The 17709-nt window shown below is 64.4% G+C and carries 18 protein-coding genes; 9 read left to right on the top strand and 9 right to left on the bottom strand.

What is annotated here, in order from left to right; all coding sequences use genetic code 11:
* Positions 1–372: 372 nt before the first annotated feature.
* Positions 373–1221 carry a LysR substrate-binding domain-containing protein gene (locus tag OS914_RS17485; protein ID WP_267547334.1) on the top strand — a complete coding sequence of 283 codons (849 nt, stop codon included), beginning with the start codon at positions 373–375 and terminating at the stop codon, positions 1219–1221.
* Here OS914_RS17485 and OS914_RS17480 read toward each other — a convergent pair.
* Positions 1218–1676: a MarR family winged helix-turn-helix transcriptional regulator gene (locus tag OS914_RS17480; RefSeq protein ID WP_267547333.1), complete on the bottom strand. Its 459-nt coding sequence runs from the start codon at positions 1674–1676 to the stop codon at positions 1218–1220. The genes OS914_RS17485 and OS914_RS17480 overlap by 4 nt on opposite strands.
* A gap of 122 nt (positions 1677–1798) precedes the next feature.
* Between OS914_RS17480 and OS914_RS17475 the strand changes: the two genes are divergently transcribed.
* Entirely contained in the window at positions 1799–4033 is a 2235-nt protein-coding gene (locus tag OS914_RS17475; protein WP_267547332.1) for an MMPL family transporter, read from the top strand.
* A 44-nt stretch (positions 4034–4077) separates the two neighbouring features.
* On the opposite strand, the gene OS914_RS17470 is transcribed toward OS914_RS17475, so the two are convergent.
* Complete coding sequence (locus OS914_RS17470; protein WP_267547331.1) at positions 4078–4611, bottom strand: hypothetical protein; 534 nt, start codon at positions 4609–4611, stop codon at positions 4078–4080.
* Positions 4612–4767: 156 nt separating this feature from the next.
* Between OS914_RS17470 and OS914_RS17465 the strand changes: the two genes are divergently transcribed.
* From OS914_RS17465 to OS914_RS17455, 3 genes are all read left to right on the top strand, one after another.
* On the top strand, positions 4768–5541 hold the full coding sequence (locus OS914_RS17465; RefSeq protein WP_267547330.1) for a response regulator transcription factor: 774 nt from the start codon (positions 4768–4770) through the stop codon (positions 5539–5541).
* A complete protein-coding gene (locus OS914_RS17460; protein WP_267547329.1) occupies positions 5538–7004 on the top strand; it encodes a sensor histidine kinase in 1467 nt (488 codons plus the stop codon). The genes OS914_RS17465 and OS914_RS17460 overlap by 4 nt, the downstream gene beginning before the upstream one ends.
* An 89-nt stretch (positions 7005–7093) precedes the next feature.
* Entirely contained in the window at positions 7094–7417 is a 324-nt protein-coding gene (locus OS914_RS17455) for a hypothetical protein (protein WP_267547328.1), read from the top strand.
* A gap of 14 nt (positions 7418–7431) precedes the next feature.
* Here OS914_RS17455 and OS914_RS17450 read toward each other — a convergent pair whose 3' ends face one another.
* The 5 genes from OS914_RS17450 to OS914_RS17430 form a co-directional block, all read right to left on the bottom strand.
* Positions 7432–8040, bottom strand: coding sequence for a hypothetical protein (locus OS914_RS17450; protein WP_267547327.1), 609 nt, complete (start codon positions 8038–8040; stop codon positions 7432–7434).
* 41 nt (positions 8041–8081) lie between these two features.
* The gene (locus tag OS914_RS17445) at positions 8082–8819 is read right to left on the bottom strand and encodes a class F sortase (protein WP_267547326.1); all 738 of its coding nucleotides are present in this window, start codon (positions 8817–8819) and stop codon (positions 8082–8084) included.
* A gap of 16 nt (positions 8820–8835) precedes the next feature.
* Positions 8836–9639, bottom strand: coding sequence for a hypothetical protein (locus OS914_RS17440; protein WP_267547325.1), 804 nt, complete (start codon positions 9637–9639; stop codon positions 8836–8838).
* Between the two features lie 130 nt (positions 9640–9769).
* Complete coding sequence (locus tag OS914_RS17435; protein ID WP_267547336.1) at positions 9770–10267, bottom strand: Dps family protein; 498 nt, start codon at positions 10265–10267, stop codon at positions 9770–9772.
* 104 nt (positions 10268–10371) lie between these two features.
* Positions 10372–11544, bottom strand: a complete 1173-nt coding sequence (locus OS914_RS17430; RefSeq protein WP_267547324.1) for a GTP pyrophosphokinase — start codon at positions 11542–11544, stop codon at positions 10372–10374.
* A 165-nt stretch (positions 11545–11709) separates the two neighbouring features.
* Between OS914_RS17430 and OS914_RS17425 the strand changes: the two genes are divergently transcribed.
* From OS914_RS17425 to OS914_RS17410, 4 genes are read left to right on the top strand one after another with little or no spacing between them, the layout of a single operon-like run.
* Positions 11710–12444, top strand: coding sequence for a glutamine amidotransferase (locus OS914_RS17425; RefSeq protein ID WP_267547335.1), 735 nt, complete (start codon positions 11710–11712; stop codon positions 12442–12444).
* Positions 12431–13285, top strand: a complete 855-nt coding sequence (locus OS914_RS17420) for an alpha/beta hydrolase (RefSeq protein WP_420713992.1) — start codon at positions 12431–12433, stop codon at positions 13283–13285. The genes OS914_RS17425 and OS914_RS17420 overlap by 14 nt, the downstream gene beginning before the upstream one ends.
* Positions 13286–13289: 4 nt before the next feature.
* Entirely contained in the window at positions 13290–14264 is a 975-nt protein-coding gene (locus tag OS914_RS17415) for a carbohydrate kinase family protein (protein WP_267547322.1), read from the top strand.
* Between the two features lie 28 nt (positions 14265–14292).
* Entirely contained in the window at positions 14293–14880 is a 588-nt protein-coding gene (locus OS914_RS17410; RefSeq protein WP_267547321.1) for a YbhB/YbcL family Raf kinase inhibitor-like protein, read from the top strand.
* A gap of 95 nt (positions 14881–14975) precedes the next feature.
* Here OS914_RS17410 and OS914_RS17405 read toward each other — a convergent pair whose 3' ends face one another.
* Complete coding sequence (locus OS914_RS17405; RefSeq protein WP_267547320.1) at positions 14976–16283, bottom strand: MFS transporter; 1308 nt, start codon at positions 16281–16283, stop codon at positions 14976–14978.
* A 14-nt stretch (positions 16284–16297) separates the two neighbouring features.
* Entirely contained in the window at positions 16298–17551 is a 1254-nt protein-coding gene (locus tag OS914_RS17400) for a M20 metallopeptidase family protein (RefSeq protein ID WP_267547319.1), read from the bottom strand.
* Positions 17552–17709: the final 158 nt, after the last annotated feature.

The raw sequence follows: 17709 nt of genomic DNA, 5'->3' as shown, positions 1-17709 counted from the left end.
GAGGGTAACGGTACGAGGGTAGAGATCCCGGCCGCGATGGGGACCGAGACGCCAGAGGGTGCGAGGACAGCAGGCCTAGCGGGCGAAGCGTCGGTCGTTTCGCTGGTTCCGGTACCCGTCCTCCCGTAGTCGAACATATATTCATTCTAGACCTATTAAGTAGAACAAACAATAGAATACGGGTCTGTGGACAAGGAATTTCGGGGAGTTCTGGGCGCTTTGCGAGGCATGTTTGCGGGGCCGGGTTGTGCGGGTCTCCACGCGGCCGCGGCCACAGACCCTGGCCGGCATTGAGGAATGCCCGCGTGACAGCTTTGGCTGACCACCAGAACTGGCGCACCCGGTTCTAACGCGGTGCGCTAGTGTGTTCACGTGCCCGAATCCCGCGTCTTAACCGTAGCTTTTGTGCCGGGTGTAACCCCCGGCAAGTGGATCCGCCGCTGGGAGGAGCGCATGCCGGAATGCCCTCTGCTGGTATCGCCGGTGTCCGAGGCGGACCAGGTGGCCGTGCTGCACCGGGGCGAGGCGGAGATGGGTTTTGTCCGGCTGCCCGTGGAACGCGACGGGCTGAACGTCATTGAGCTCTATGCCGAGATTCCGGTGGTGGTGGCGCCCAAAGACCACGAGATTGCGGTTTTTGATGAGGTCCCCGTTTCCGAGCTTGCCGCAGAATACCTGCTGCAGGACCCGGACCTCTTTCCCCAGTGGCGGGATATTTCGGACCAGATCCGTGACGGAACTCGGCGCCCCCTGCCGCCGATGGAGACGTTGGACGCGGCGCTGGACCTGGTGGAGGCCGGGCTGGGGATCCTGATCTTGCCCATGTCCGTTGCGCGCCAGTTCAGCCGCAAATCACTGCGTGCACGGCCGGTCACCGGAGTGCCAGAGCCCCGGATCGGGCTGGCCTGGCTCGAGGGCTCTACGGATCCGGTGATCGAGGAATTCATTGGCGTGGTGCGCGGTCGTACAGCGCAAAGCTCGCGCCAGCCCTCCGTTCAAGCCGCACAGGACGCCGCGCCCAAAAAGGTCCGCGGGAGCGCCGGCAAGGGCGGTAGCACAGGCGCCGCCCGAGTCCCGGCAAAGGCTGCAGGAAAAGGCTCCGGCAAGAGTACGACGACGGCGGGCGGCACCGCCGGCCGCGGAACCAGGAGTGCGTCGAAAGGTGCGAAGGCTTCCGGCGGCAAGCCCAAGGGGCACGCGTCCAAACGCGGGCGCCGTTAGCCGGGCTCGGGGATATCTTCCCGGGCGGCAATGGTCGCCGCGATCATGTCCGTGATGAACCTGCCGGCGAGCTCCCGCTCCGCATCGCTGTAGCCATCGAGCGCCTGGCTCAGGTGCCGGGCCAGTGGACTGAACAGCCGTCTGCCTACCTGCCGGGCGTGCTCGGTCATGTCTAGCTGAATTTGCCGACGGTCCTCGGCGCTGCGGTGCCGCGTCAGGTGTCCGGCGCGGTCCAGCCGGTCCATGAGCGCCGTCGTCGCCGGTGAACTCAGGTTCAGCGCCTCGCCCAGGCGTCCGGGCGTGACCGTCTGGTCCGCGCGGGCGGCCTGCACCATGAAGGCCAGGGCGCTCAGGTCTGTCCGGTGCAGCCGGTGCGTGCTGCTGACCGCGTCCACATAACGGTCGGTTTCGACCGTGAACTGCTGCAGCAGCGTCAATAGATCAAAATCCGGCATCGGCGCTTGCATAATTTCTCACCCCAATCGCTTCGGCATCCCTCGGTTAAGCGTTCAATCGGGCAGGCCATTGGTTTCCCACCAGCATATCTGTATTATCTTCACAATAGAGAAGTTCCATCATGGAACTAAATGTCACCGAAGTGAGGACCCCCGTGAAAAAGGACTGGAACCCCAAGCGCTGGCTGCGGGTGCTTCTGCCGTTGGTACTCATAGTCCTCTGGCTCGGAGCTGCAGCCTTTGGCGGCCCGACGTTCGGCAAGCTCTCCTCCGTTTCCAGCAACGATCAGGCAAGCTTCCTGCCGGCCAGCGCGGAGTCCACCAAGGCCCGTGATGCACAGCAGCAGTTTCTGGATTCCAGCAGCATCCCCGCCATAGTGCTGTTGACCTCGGAAACGGAAATTCCGCCGGCAAAAATCGCGGACTATGCGTCGCTGACGGCAAAAATGGCCGCCGTCGCCGGCATTGAGCAGCCGACGGCGCCGGCCACCGTCAGCATTGCCGGCCCGATTCCGTCGGCGGACAAAAAAGCCGTGGAGTTCATCGTCCCGGTGGCCGATACCGAGAATGTGAAAACCGTGATTGCTAACCTCCGGCAGGTGCTGGCGGATAATCTGCCGGCTGGAGCCAGCGCCTATGTGACCGGGCCAGCCGGGCTGACCGCGGATCTGGTTAATGCCTTCGGCGGCATTGACGGTGTGCTGCTGCTGGTGGCGCTGATAGCTGTCTTCGTGATTCTGCTGGCCGTCTACCGGTCCGTGGTGTTGCCAGTCCTGGTTCTTCTGACGTCCATCTTTGCGCTGACAGCGGCCATTTTGCTGGTCTATGCCTTTGCCAGCTGGGGCTGGATCAAGCTCAGCGGGCAGAGTCAGGGGATTCTGAGCATCCTGGTGATCGGCGCCTCCACCGACTATTCGCTGCTCCTGGTATCGCGTTTCAGGGAAGCGCTCCATGAGGTCCAGCCCCGATGGGCAGCCCTGGGGCGCGCCCTTCGGGCGGCATGGGAACCGATTCTGGCCTCCGGAACCACCGTGATCATTGCCCTCTTGTGTCTGCTGGTGTCTGATCTGAACTCCAACCGGAGCCTGGGGCCGATTGCCGCCATCGGCATCGTTTTTGCGCTGCTCTCGTCCCTTACGCTGTTGCCGGCGCTCCTGGCAGTCTTTGGCCGGGCCGCATTCTGGCCCTTCCGGCCCAAAGTCGACGGCGGCCAGCACGCCGGACACCGCCGGAGCAGCGATGCCAGGACCGGCCTGGAGGGGATTAGCGGCCTGTGGAAGCGGGTGAGCGCGATGATCGGGCGCCGCCCGCGAGTGACCTGGATTGCCGCTTTGGTTCTCTTGCTGGCGGCCAGTGCCGGCACGCTGCAACTGAACGCGAGCGGCGTCTCGCAGTCTGATGTCATCCTGGCCAAGAGCGACGCTGTCGACGGGCAAAAGCTTCTCGGCCAGCACTTCGCCGGCGGCAGCGGCAGCCCGGTGGTCGTCATCGCGGACCAGAGGAAGAAGGACGCCGTGCTTGCCGCCGTCGCCGGTCAGAACGGGATCTCCGGCGCCACCGTTTACACCGGCAGTCAACGACCAGCGGGCGCAGGGGCGGCCCAGCCACCCATCGTCAAGGACGGGAAGGTGCTAATCAACGCGATCCTCACGATGCAGGCTGATTCCCCTGCCGCGGAGCAGGTGGTCCGCGATCTGCGCGGATCGCTCCCGCCGCTGGATTCGAGCGTGCTGGTGGGTGGAGTGACGGCCATAGCGCTGGACACCAATAACACCGCGCAAAGCGATCTGGCCAAGATCATTCCACTGGTGCTGGCCGTTATTTTGCTGATTTTGATCTTGCTGCTGCGTTCAATCGTGGCGCCGCTGCTGCTGATCGGCAGCGTCATGCTCTCCTATCTTTCGGCGCTGGGCGTCTCCGCGCTGGTGTTCAACCACGTTTTCCACTTTCCCGGAGCCGACGCAGCAGTTCCGCTGTTCGGGTTTGTCTTCCTGGTGGCACTGGGTGTGGATTACAACATTTTCCTGATGACCCGCGTGCGCGAGGAATCGCTGCTGCTGGGCACCCGACCTGGGATCCTGCGCGGGCTGGGCGTGACCGGCGGTGTCATAACGTCCGCGGGCGTCGTGCTGGCGGCCACGTTCGCGGCGTTGAGCGTTATTCCTATCCTTTTCCTGGTACAGATCGCTTTTATCGTGGCCTTCGGGGTCCTGCTCGATACCGTGGTGGTCCGCTCCCTGCTCGTGCCGGCGCTGGCCTACGACCTGGACCCGGTCATTTGGTGGCCCTCGAAACTCCGGAGGGCCGGGCGGCAGCACGGCCGGCACGCGGCCGGCCCGTACGGCCCAACTGAGTAGCAGCACGTGCAGTCAAAGGGCGTTTTGACTGCACATGCTGCTACTCAGTTGGCGGGGGCCTGGGCCATCTTGGTCTGGATCGCCTTGGCTTCGGTCTGAAGTGCGGCGCCGTAGCCGCCGTTCAAGGCGGTGTCCTTGATCTTAACGGCATCAGCGTCCCGTTCTGCCGCTGGAGCAGCTTCCAGGGTCTTGAGGTCCGTTTGGAGGTTCGCCGGCAGTTTCGCAAACGCCTTGGGATGGTTAATGAGGCCATACGCCAGCACATGTGCTTTGTCACCGAAACCGGTTTTGGCGCGAAGGTCAATCCGCAGTTCCTCGCGCACTGTGGCATGGCGCTGGTGGGTGTGGCGTGCGGCGGCAGTGGTAGAACCTGGGGTGGGCGCGGAGGTAGTGCTGCTGGGCGCGGCCGCCGATGGTGCGGCATCCGATGCGGAAGCCGCCGACACACCGAAAAGTCCTGCTGCGAGCAGGGACGCTCCGGCGGCTGCGGCGGCGACTCGGCGCCGGACGGTCCGTTTCCGCGGCGGTCGGCCAGCCGGTGCGCCGGTCCAGCGGGTGAATTCTGAATTGTGGTTCATGATGGCTCCTTCGAACGGGCATCCGGGCGGTCCAGAAATGCCGTTGCTCCAACTATGGCGTGGTTGTATGCGAGAAACGTCAAGGCAATGTAAGAGCGAGGTAAAGAATCCCCGCGGCGCGCGTCCTTCACGGAGGCTTAGCTGTTGAATGGAGACATGGACAATGCCGCGGGCCCTGATGAGGCGTCGGCCCGCGGGCTGGTGCTGATCGTCGAGGATGAACAGGCGATCGCGGATGTGCAGAGGCTGTACCTCAGCCGGGCCGGCTTCGGCGTGCATGTGGAGACGACGGGGGAGGCTGGCCTGCAGCAGATCCGCCGATTGCGTCCGGTGGCGGCGATTGTCGACATCGGTCTGACGGGCGGCAGGAGCGTCGGAGCCGGGGAGGCAACCGGACCCTCCGCGGGCGATATCTCCGCGATGGATGGGATAGAGCTATGCCGCCGTCTGCGCGCTGCGGGCGATTGGACACCATTGATCTTTGTGACCGCCCGGGACGAGGAGGTGGATAAGATTCTGGCGTTGGAACTCGGCGCCGATGACTACTTGACCAAGCCGTTTTCGCCCCGGGAACTTGTTGCGCGGCTCAAGGGGGTGTTGCGGCGTGTAGCGGGACCGGCAAACAGCGAGCTGATCCAGGTAGGTGCCGTGACCATGGATACCGGACACCGCAGTGTCAGCGCAGCGGGAATCCCAGTAGCGCTGACGGCCAAGGAGTTCGATGTCCTGGCATACCTGCTTACCAGCCCGGACCGGGTCTTCACCCGGGAGCAGCTGCTCTCGGCGGTGTGGGGTCAGGCGAGCTACAGCGCCGGCCGCACGGTCGATGTCCACATTGCCCAGGTCAGGGCCAAGCTCGGTGCGGCCAGCCCGATCCGCACCTTGCGCGGCGTCGGCTACACGGCCAGTGGGGAAAGGCGAACGCCATGAGGGCCTGGCTGCGCTCGTTGGCGGGCCGCATCACCTTAGTGACCGCCGCAGTCGCCGTTCTGGCAGTGCTGGTGACAGGGATGGTGGGCTTCCCGCTGATCCGGGCCGCCGCCGTCGAGCAGGCCAGATTGGAACTGTCCAGAGACGCTGATGCGTTTGCGGCCACACCGGCGGCGTCGCAGGCGCTGGATCTGCGTGAACGCCACCTCTTGGGACCTGCAAACTATGACGTCTCCTCGATCAGCACCGATGGCGTAGTCAGCGGACCCGCACGTGCCGCACTCAGCACCGCCGAGATCGCGCGGGTGCTCTCCGGGACGGCCATTTCGCGGACTGCCACGACCGATTCTGGCGCACTGTTATTGCAGGCCCGTGCCCTCAAACGTGGCGGGGGCGTGGTACTGACCCGATCGCTGGCCGACGTTAATGCCGCGTCCGCACTGGTCTTCCAGCGCACTCTGCTGGCACTTGCGGCCGGCCTGCTGATCGCCGTGCCAGCCGGCACGCTGTTGGCCCGCAGACTGTCCCGTCCACTGGTCAGGACGGCGGCCGCGGCCCGCCGGATGGCTGGCGGTGAGCGCGCGGTGCACCTTGTTCCCTCCGGCGTCACCGAGGTGCGGGCTGTTGGTGAAGCGGTCAATAGGCTGGACCACGCGCTGGTGGCCAGTGAGGCCCGGCAGCGCGAATTCCTGCTCTCAATTTCGCATGAGATCCGGACGCCGCTAACAGCCATGCGCGGGTACGCCGAAGCCCTGGAGGACGGTCTAGTACCGGAGCCGGAGGTCGCCGCCGTGGGACGCACGCTGGCAGCGGAAACTGACAGGCTGGATGCTTTCGTCAAAGATTTGCTGGAGTTGGCCAGACTGGAAGCGGACGATTTTGCGGTGGAGGAAAGGCCGGTGGACGTGGCGTTGCTGCTGGCGCAGGTTCAGCAGGCCTGGCATGCCCGCGCGGCACAAAGTTCTGTCCGGCTGCAGCTGACGCTGCCGCAACCGGCCGACTCGGGACCAGCCCCGGCCCTTGTGGTGCTGACGGATGCTCAGCGGCTCCGGCAAATCTTGGACGGACTGGTGGAAAACGCACTGCGGGTCACTCCGGCCGGTGGGCTGCTGAACCTGACGTCGCGGTTGGAGCACGACGCGTGGGGCCAAGTGGTGGCTATTGACGTTCGGGACAGTGGGCCCGGGCTGAGCGCCGAGGACGCCGCCGTCGCCTTTGACCGCGGCGTGCTCTACCGGCGCTACGCGGGCCAGCGACCGGTGGGCAGCGGGCTGGGCCTGTCCATCGCGGCGCGGCTCGCCGATCGGCTGGGCGCGCGGCTTACGGTTGAGGCTCCGTACGACGGCGAGGACCACGGCGGCGGCGGCACCGGCGGTCCCGCTGGCGGTTCCGGTGGTCCACCCGTCCGGCTGACCGATGCACCCGTGGGGGCCTGCTTTTGTGTCCGGCTGCTACGGGCGTAGTGCCGCTTCGCTCGGTTGTTCTCGTGTGGGTGTTATTCCATCCTGGCGCTGCCGCTGATACGTTGGCGGAACCAGAGGAAGGGACGGCAATGGACGATCACGAGGAAGGCCGGGAGCCTGCGGCGGGAGATCCCGCTGAGCAGAAAGATCCCAACGGTCGGGGAGGGCCCGCTGGTCAGTCAGACCCCGGTCAGTCAGGTCAGCCTGACACCAAGCCATCAAGCGAGGCAGACAGCGCTGATCCGGATACTTCCGACAATCCTCTGGCCCGGATTGACCCGGACAGCGATGTGGTGGCGGACGCGGCTGCCGCCAAGGGCGGCGTCAATGACCCGGCCGATGACCCGCTGTGGAATCCCGCGTTGGAACCACAGGACCCGCAGGCCCCCCAGGGCACAAAGAAGCAAGAGTAGGGACAGCAGGAGAGCTAGTGTTCGCGCCAGCAGCCCAGGATCGCTGTTGCGATTTCGAAGGACAACTCGGTTCGTGAAACGCTGTGCGGTCCCACGGTCTTTGTCAGGGCGGTTCCGTCCACCTGCAGCGTCATATTGTCCTTGACGAACACTACATTGCCGTCGGCGGTTTTGTAGGCCGGAAGGCCAAGGTTGGAGAGTCCGTCGACGGGTTCCGTGCTGCCGAGTTTTTGCTGCAGCGCGTCAAAATACGCGCGTGCGGCCGTTGGATCATTGGATTCCTTGACGGACAGGACCAATTTTCCGGCCGGCAGCGAGTAGGTGCAGGTGTAGAGCTGATCCGCCCAACTGTCCGCGCCTTCGGGCGGACCGGGCAGGGCCAGACTCGAAGTGAGGTTGGTCTTGGTCTCGTCCCCGCAGATCATTTTAGCGGCGGCGGACGGCGCGGTCCCGGCCGTAGATTGCCCTGAAGATACCGATTCGGCAGCGGTTGGTGTGGCTGAGTTGGAGCTGGAAGCCATCGGTGTGGCAGAGGAACCCGACCCGTCGGCCGGGCCCCCACAGGCTGCCATAAGCAGCAGCGAGGCACCCGCCAAGGCGAGCGTTGCGCTTCGACGGATCATCTCCATCACCCTTCTATTGACGAGCATTCGCGGCACTAGTGTCAGGCCGGGTGGCTGGAAACTAGGTGACCATAGACAACGGTGTTGTCGTCATAGAGATTCGTCGCCGGGTTGTAGCCGCCGCAGGTAATCAGCCGGATCTCCGCGCGGTTCGTGTTTCCATAGACAGCGAGCGTCGGGAACTGATCCTTCTTGAATACCTGCGACCGGTCAACCGCGAATACGGCGACCGTACCGTCGGCGCGGGTTACGGAAAATTGCTGGCCCGGTGTCATCTGGTGCAGTTTGTAAAACACGCCGATGTTGGTCAACGTGGAATTGACGTGTCCCAGGATCACGGACGGACCGAGTTCCCCGGGCGTCGGAGAGTACTTGTACCAGCCCGCCGGGGAGCCGGGTTCTCCGGGCGGAACCTCGGCGGTGCCATCAGCAGCCTTTCCGAGCTGCAGCAATTGCGACTGCACTCCAATGCCGGGAATGTCCAGGCTGACCGGTGCTGAAGCCGGCAGCACGGGGCCGACCGTGGCCGGCACGGGAGCGTGTGCCGCGGGCGCAGTGGCCGGCGCCGGTGCGGCGCTCGGGGCCGGAGACGGGGTAGGGGGTGCAGCAGTCGGGGCACTCGAGGCAGTCGAGGGAGCCGAAGGCAATTGGGCGGAGGGCACAGCGATGGGAACGGACTGCTGGGCGGCACCGGAGGCGGTGCCGCAGCCGGAGAGGAGGATGAGGGCGACCGCCGCGGACGCAATGAAACGTCCGCGGCGGCTGGTGTTGTTGTCCATGGGAAGGAAGTTTTCCCTAGCCCTTGGAGCTCTTGGTGGACATCCGGCGACCCACCATCACGGCACCTCCGGCGGCCAGCACGAGGGCGCCGCCGGCAGCAATCATGCCCGCATCAGGACCAGCAGCAGCGCTGCTGTGCGCTACGGCCTGGGTCACGCCGGTACCCGGCGCACCCCCGGGCATGCTGGCCATCTGGGAGACGGCGAGGGTCCCGCACAAGGCAGGCGACGTTGCCGCCAGCGGCAGCGACGGAACCAAGTCGCTCGGCTCGGCCTGAGCCTTCGCCGACAGGGTGGCCGGGTCCAGACCATGGACGACGACGACGCCGGTCCCCGCCTTGAGCGCGGCAACCGTATCAGCGTTCATGGTGAAGGTGCGCTGGTAGGTGTAATCAGAGCCCATTCCCGCCAGCGACAGGTCGGTGCCGGACGCGGGGCTGGTGTCACCGCTGGTGGAAAGGGTGGTGCCGATCCCGCCGTAGGCCGGTCCTCCTTCGGTGGTGCTGATGACGCCGTCTCCATTGGTGTCCGCAGCGGGCGCGGGGCACATCCCTTGGCCGCCGATGTGGATATGCTGGACGTGCGGGTAGGGCTTGCCGCCGAAGGTTGCAGCGAGTCCGCTGACCTTCTCCGTGACGGTTGCCTGGTCGCCGGTGAGGCTGATCATGACGGTACCGCTTGCGGTACTACCGTTCAGCGCTCCCAGTGTGGTCTGGTACGAGGTGGTGCCCGTATCAGCGGCGAGTGCCGGGCTGCCGGAAAGCGCCATCGCGCCTAGGGCCAGCGCCGGAACAATCAGGAATGCGGATTTCTTATTCATTTCAGGATCCTCTTCATTAGCGTTGGCGGCCCATTTCCGGGCGCGTCCATAGGAAGTTCGCAGTGATATGGCTCACGGATGGGTTTGGCTGGACTTTATTTTTTCTTTTCTCCTCGCTGCTTGGTCGCTGCTAGCTCTTGGGCTGGTCCTTGGCATGGGGTGAGACGGTCTCGGTGCTGCCCGCCTTCATGTTCTCTGCGCCGACCATCCAGGCAAACTGTTCCAGCGAGGCTATGAAGCCGTGAAGAAGATCTGCCGTCGTCGGGTCTTCTTCATCAACCTCGTCGTGGACGTTGCGCATTGTGGCCACCGTCTTAGTCAGGCGTTCCACCACCAGATCCACGGCTTCACCGGTGTCGATGAGATCCTCCGGGAGCTGCGGAAGCGTCGTGCTGCTGCCGACGGTCCCGCTGCGACCGTCCGGGGATGCGTGCAAAGCCCGCATGCGCTCCGCTGTGACGTCGGCAAATTCGCGGGCGGCGTCAATGATCTCGTCCAACTGCAGATGCAGATCGCGGAAGTTGGTTCCGACGATGTTCCAGTGCGCCTGCTTGCCCTGCAGATGCAGCTCAATCAGGTCAACCAGGACGGCCTGCAGATTTTTGGTCAGTGTCTTCGATGCTTTCATCATGACTCCTCATATTTGCTGGAACTTATTGGCTTCGCTTGGGACGTCTTGGCGGATGCGTTGACATCTACAGTCTGGCTGATCGGAACCTCGCCTGTTAGGTCTCAGATTGCCGCCGGCGACTGGAACGGCGGTGACTGCGGCGCTGAAGGTGTGGCAGGCAGCATGGATGAGCGATACCTCATCATTTGCTGGTAGCGCCGCTGCAGGCTTTCCCTGCGCGGCTTACTCTCCGGGTGTTTGGCATCCGGGCTTGCAGGTTCGGCCGTCAAATCAATATGGGCGGTGCCGTAGCGCCACAGCAGGAGATCATCAAGGAGCCGGTCCGGACCGGGTGAATATCGGTGGTCCAGCGCCTTGCGGACGTCGCTGATCGCCTGCGATTGCAGCACATCGACCAATTCGATGGTCCGGACCAGTCCGTGGGCGGCGAGTAGCTCGGCCGCCCAGCCCCAGTCGTCGTCGGACTTTCTGTCCACATGCGGCAGCAGCGTCTGCCAGACCTCCTTGACCCGGTTGGGAGTCAGCGCGACGGCACCCTCCCCTGCCTCATCCCAGAAATTAGTCACCGTTTCGTAGCGTTGTTCCAGTTCCGAGAACGCGGACTCCACGGTTTCCAGCATGGCAGCTGTCGCGGTGAATTGGCGGTCAAAATACGGGCTCCACGCTCTTCGGTCCTGGGCTTTGAAGCGGATGTCGTGTTCGATCTCGCTCCAGGCATGGGCAAAGACGGTACGGATCTGACACTCAAAGAAGTAGCTGCCAGTGGGTTTTGCCGACGGGTCCAGAACCCGCTGGTAGTGCTTGACGACGTCATTCTGGATGCACCGCAGGATCAGGTGCCGGCTGGAGTAGCCGTAGGTACCGGATTCGATCGAGCCGATATCCTTCTCCCGGTCTCCCCGGCAATCGAAGATGCTGCGCTGGCGTTTGATCAGGTTTGCGGCCTCGGCGTTCTCCGCCGGCAGCGTGGTGATCACGCGCACCCCCACGACGTCCGTCAGGTTCCGCAAGGGGTCCGGGAACGCAAGTGCGGGCTCGGCCCCTGCCACGGGGGCCACCATCCGGGAGGCCTTCTCCCGGAAGGATTCCAGGGATTTGGTCCGGCTGGTGACAAACAGCGGAGTGGTGTCCGAATCCTTGAATATTCCCCTGATACTGGCTTCAACATCCCAGGTGACAAATTCCAGCTGGGAACGGATGCGCTCGTATTCGGCGACGCTGGCGGAGACGGCGGGCCGCAGCTGCTCATCCAATCTTTCCCAGTGGCTGCTCATGCCGGTCTTGTCCCTTTCAAGTGCTGTCCCAACGGGTTCGTTCCGCTTAGCACCACGCTAGCAGCATGGGCAGACAGCCCTGATGTGTGCCGCCGGCAACGCGCTGCCTCGCCCGCGGACGGTCGAGTCGGTAGGCTCGGCATTATGACGGAAAGCAGTAGGAGCATCAAGCCATTCCTGCTCTTGGCCACCCGAGCCGACGACGCCGCCGCCGACGACGAATACAATGCCTTCCTGCGCAGCGGTTCGCTGACCCCGTCGTCACTGGTGCGGATGCGGATGGAATCCGGCCCGCTGCCGGCCCTTGAGCTGGACAAGTACTCCGGAGTACTGGTGGGCGGCAGCCCCTTCAATACCAGCGACCCGGTCTGTCAGAAGAGTCCGGTCCAGGTGCGGGTCGAGGCGGAGCTTGCGGCATTGCTGGATCGAATTGTGGCGGCCGACTTCCCTTTTCTGGGTGCTTGCTACGGGGTGGGGACGCTCGGAGCCCACCAAGGCGCCGTGATTGGTCGACGCTTTGGCGAGCCAATCTCCCAGGTGCAGGTCTCGCTGACCGAGTCCGGCGTGCGCGATCCGCTGCTGGCTGGCCTGCCCGCGCAATTCCAGGCTTTCGTCGGTCATAAGGAGGCCTGCACTGAGCTTCCGCCGGATGCGGTTTTGCTCGCTTCTTCCGTCACCTGCCCGGTGCAGATGTTCCGGATCAAAAGCAACCTCTATGCCACACAATTCCACCCGGAATTAGATGTGGCAGGGCTGCTGACCCGGATTGAGGTGTACCGGAACGCGGGGTATTTTCCGATCGATCAGCTGGAGCAGGTCCGGGCCCGGACACGGGCGGCATCCGTGGACCGGCCCGGGGAAATCATCGCCAACTTCGTCCGGCGCTATGCCCGGCGCTAAAACGGAACGAACTGTGCCGATACGGTACTGCTATGGCGCGGACCACTCGCAGTACGCTGAGCTCTACCTGCCTCACCAGCGGCGCTACCAAGGCGTCGTGGTGGTCATCCACGGCGGCTACTGGCGTTCTGCGTACACGGCGGAACTGGGAGCGCCAATAGCGGCCGACCTTGCCGCCCACGGCATGGTGGCCTGGAATCTTGAATACCGCCGGGCGGGTAACGGAGGCGGCTGGCCGGAGACCTTTGCGGACGTCAGCGCGGGGATCGACGCGCTCCGCGTGGCCGCGGCAGAACACGCCCTGAACCTTGACCGCGTGGTGGCCCTGGGTCATTCGGCCGGCGGCCAGCTCGCCGTTTGGGCGGCTGGCCGGGACAAACTGCCGCCCGGAGCCCCTGGTTCCTACTCTGCTGCGGTTCCGCCGACGGAGCCAACAGAGGTGCCGCTGACCGCCGTCGTCAGCCAATCAGGGGTGCTGGACCTGCGCCAGGCCATGACACTGAACCTCAGCGATGGCGCCGTACGCAATTTCCTCGGGCGCACGCCGGAGGCCAGGCCGGAACGCTACCGGCTCGCGGATCCGGTGCAGCAAATTCCGCTCGCCATCCCGGTGTACGCGGTTTCCGCCACGGCGGACGTCACTGTCCCACCGTCCCTTTCACGCGCTTATGTTGCGGCCGCGCAGGCCGCCGGGGCGGTCGCCGAACTCATCCCTGTGCCGGGGGACCACTTTGACCTGATCGACATTCACAGCGAGGCCTTTGCCGTGTGCCGCGCTCTGATCCGCTCGAACTTGGCCCAGACTGCCCCTGACCGGCGCCGGACTTCTGACCTAGGCTAAGACCATGCTGACTGTCATAGGCGAGGCCCTGATCGATGAAGTGAGGCACGGTTTGCAGGCGCCGGTTCCGCACGTGGGCGGCAGCCCGCTGAATGTGGCGGTCGGGCTGGCACGGTTGGGACACCCGGTGCAGTTCCTGGGCCGGTTCGGAAAGGACGCCTATGGCACGCTGATTTCCGCGCATCTGCACGATAACTCGGTGCTGGTGCCGCTGCTCCCGGACAACGAGGCCACCAGTATTGCCCGGTGCGTCGTGGACGACGACGGCGCCGCCAGCTATGTGTTCGAGCTCCAGTGGGACCTCCCCGGACTTGCGGACAAGCTCGGTTTTCTGCTCGAGGCGACCACCATTGTGCACACTGGCTCGATCGCCACGATGCTGCAGCCGGGAAGTGCACAGGTTCGCCACGCCGTCCTGCAGGCCCGGCCGCGCGCGACGATTTCCTATGATCCTAACTGCCGTCCCAGCATCATTGCCGACGCAGCCTACGCCCGGGCGGAGGCGGAGCGATTTGTCCGGTTGGCGGACGTGGTGAAGGCTTCCGACGAAGACCTCGCCTGGCTGTATCCGGATCTCGATCCACTGGTTGCGGCACGGAAGTGGCTTGGCATTGGTGCCGCTGGGGCACAGGAGGCCGACGGCGGCGGCCGGGGACCCGCCGTCGTCGTGGTGACCCGTGGCGCGCAGGGCCCGTGGGCCGTGTGCGCGGCGGGCGAAACGCGGGCTGCCGTTCCACCAACGGCCGTGGTGGACACGGTGGGAGCGGGGGATTCGTTCATGGCGGCGCTGCTGTCCGCACTGGTGGACCGGGAACTCGATGGGGCCCAGCGCCGGGACAACCTACATGCGCTAAGCGCCGAAGAACTCGGCGAACTTCTGCGCTATGCCGCCGAAGCCGCCGCGGTCACGGTCTCCCGGGCCGGCGCCAACCCACCGTCGCGCAAGGAACTGCACGCCCGTATTGCGGCCGGTATTTAGAAGACAGGCAACGAGAAAGGAAATCCTGATGTCAGTAAATGAACAGTACGACCCCTATGCGGTTTTGCCCGAGTCCAGCAGCTTTACTGTGCGTAGCGAGTCCATGACGGACGGGCAGGCGCTGCGGATGGCACAGGTCAGCGCCAGCGCGGGCGGCGAGGATATCTCGCCGCAACTGTCCTGGGACGGCTTTCCGGCCGGCACCAAAAGCTTTGCCGTGACCATGTACGATCCGGATGCGCCCACGGCCAGCGGCTTCTGGCATTGGGCAGTGTGCAATATTCCCGTCACCGCGACAACTCTGGCGGCCGGCGCCGGCAGTTTGGAGGCCGGTCGAGTTGCAGCTACAGACGCGCGTGGAGGCGCAGACGGTGGAAACGGCGGCCGGGGACTGCCGGAGGCGGCATTAACCCTGAAGAACGACGGCGGCATAGCGGGTTTCATGGGCGCAGCCCCGCCGCCGGGGCATGGGCCGCACCGCTACATGGTGGTGGTGCATGCCGTGGACGTACCGGACTTGGGGCTGACACAGGGCGCTTCGCCCGCCCTGCTCGGCTTTAATCTGTTCTCCCACACGTTGGGAAGGGCGCGGATCACCGGAACTTTCGGCCGCTGACTTTTGGGATCGGGATGCCAGCGAGTGACGCTGTCGGCATCCCGACCCTTAGACGCTGAACTGCCTGAGACGCCGACGCCTAGATCCTGGCCTCCTTATACGCTGGCAGAATCGTTGAGGTCCTTACCCATCGTTTCCGGGATGGTGAAGACAAACACGGCGCTGATCAGCAGCAACGCTACGGCGTAGAAATTGAACATCTGGGCCTGGTGGATGGAGCCCAGCCACGACTGCAGATACGGTGCCGTGCCGCCAAACACGGCGACGCAGATAGAGTAAGGAACTCCCACGCCCACGGTGCGGATGCTAGTGGGGAACAGCTCGGCGTATACGGCGGGCACAATGGCGGCGCTGGCGGCGATGAAGATGAGCATCACCGACATGCTGACGGCCAGCTGCCACGGCTGGTCCTTGAGCAGCCAAGTCATTGGAAAATGCAGGACGGCGGCGCCAATCCCCCCGGTCCACAGCACTTTCTTGCGGCCGATCCGGTCCGACAACCGGCCCCAAAAAGGCAGGACTGCGATGAACACGACGTTGCCAATGACGCTGGCCCACAGGGCTGAACCCCGGTCCATGCCCAAGTCGGTGGCCGCATGGCTGGGGGCAACGACGCCCCAGATGTAGTAAACGACCGTCAGGCCCACTGTCAGCCCGATCACCTGGGCGGCTTGCTTACGGTGGCGCACAATCTGCGGCCAGATCGGGGCACGTTTGGCGTTGGTGTCCTCATCTATAAAGACTTCCGACTCGTGCAGCCGGGAGCGCATGTACAAGGCGTACAGGCCCATGGCGGCGCCGACGGCAAACGGCACCCGCCAGCCCCACGCCTGCATGTCCGCCTTGGACAGCACCAGCGTCATGACCGCGCCCAGCAGTGTGCCGAACAGGATGCCGCAAGTGCCGGAGGTGTAGATCAGTGTTGCCCAGAGACCACGCTTTTCCTTCGGCGCCATCTCGGACAGGTAGGTCTGCGAGGATGGCAGTTCGCCGCCGTGCGCCAGGCCCTGGAGGAGACGGGCCAGCAGTAACGTCAGCGAGGCGAAGGCGCCAACGGCTCCGTAGGTTGGTGCGACCGCGATCAGCAGACTGCCAACCGAGGCGAGCCCGACGGCGAGCGTCATGGAGGATTTGCGGCCGATCCGGTCGCCGATCCAGCCGAACAGGAAGCCGCCAAACGGCCGGGCAACGAAGCCGACGGCGAAAATCGCCAGCGTTGACAGCACTGCCGACGTTTTGTCCGCAGGATTAAACAACGCGCCGGCCAGGAACGGGGTGAACGTCGCATAAACGGCCCAGTCATACCATTCGACGGCATTTCCGATGCCGGTGCCGAGCAGGGTGCGCCACAGCTTGGGCGTGCCGGTGGCGGTCGCCGTCTTGGGGTTGATTGAGGTTGTCATGAAGGTCTCCGGAACTAGTGGTCGACGACTGGGAACACGTTTTGCGTGCCGGCGAGGGAAGCCAGCCGGCTGACGGCCAGCTCGGCATAGAGGGCGGCGCCGTCGGTGAGGACGTCGTCATCGAAGGTCGCATAGGGAGAGTGGTTGAACGCCGTGCTGTTGTGGTCCTGCCCGGGCGCGACGGCGCTGAGGCCGATAAACGTTCCGGGGACGGCGGCCATAACATGGGAGAAGTCTTCCGATCCGCTAATCGGGGTCGCCATCCGGGTGAGCCGTTCGGTGCCAAACATCTCCCTGATAACATCTTCAGCCCTTTCGGTTTCGCCCACGTCGGTGATGCTTACCGGGTATTCGGATTGGTAGTCAACATCCACGTCCAGACCGTGGGCGGCGGCGATGTTCTTCACCAACCGCGGTGCGGCCACACGCATCTTGTCTCGGGATTCCTCGGAGAACGTACGAATGGTGGCCTCAAAGTGGGCGGTTTCCGGGATGACGTTGCGCTTGGTGCCGGCCTGCAGCAGTCCCACCGTCAGCACTACCGGGTCAAACATGTTGAACTGGCGGGTGACCATAACCTGCAGGGCCGTGACAATCTCAGTGATCACGGCCACCGGGTCCTTGGCCATGTGCGGCGCAGAGCCGTGGCCGCCAGCACCCAAAACGGTGACGACTAAACCGTCGGAGGCGCTCATTATGACGCCGGGTCTGGTGCAGAATTGCCCGTGCGGGGCCAGACCGGCGAACACGTGCATGCCAAACGCCGCATCGGCGCGGCGACCCGCGGCATCCAGGACGCCCTCGCGGATCATGATCGAGGCGCCGTCCAGGCCCTCCTCGCCCGGTTGGAACATAAGGACGACGTCACCGGCCAGCCGGTCGCGCTGGTCCGCCAGGAGGGTGGCTGCTCCAGTGAGCATTGCGGTGTGAAGGTCGTGGCCGCATGCGTGCATGGCGCCGTCGACAAGTGAGCTGAACTCAACGCCGCTGCGTTCCTGCACCGGCAGGGCATCCATGTCCGCACGGAGCAGGACGATTGGCTTCTGGCCGGACTGGCCGGACTGGCCGTTGGCGTTGGCGCCGCCGCGCAAGACGGCGGTCACAGACGTGGTGTCCGTGCCGAGCGATATCTCGTAGCCGAGTCCGTCGAGGGCCTCTAATACACGTTCCTGGGTACGGGGCAGGTACAGTCCAATTTCCGGTTCCTTGTGCATTTCATGGCGAAATTGAATCAGATCAGCGGTGAGGTCTTGTGCAATGAGAGGCATGTGTACTCCTGCGAAATAAAGTGTTCCTTTAGTGGCTCTTCAGAATTGAGGGTGTAGTTTCGGTCTGAATCCGCCGGATTCCAGCAGTGATCTTGCGACGTAGTTGGTGAGGTTGCGGAAGCCGAGAGCGGAACCGCGAAGGTGTTCGAGCCGGCCAT

The sequence above is a fragment of the Arthrobacter endolithicus genome, from assembly GCF_026627425.1.
In the GTDB taxonomy this organism is placed as follows: Bacteria; Actinomycetota; Actinomycetes; order Actinomycetales; family Micrococcaceae; genus Arthrobacter_M.
Note: the sequence above shows the minus strand (reverse complement) of the source record. Positions and strands in the feature narration are given on the sequence as shown.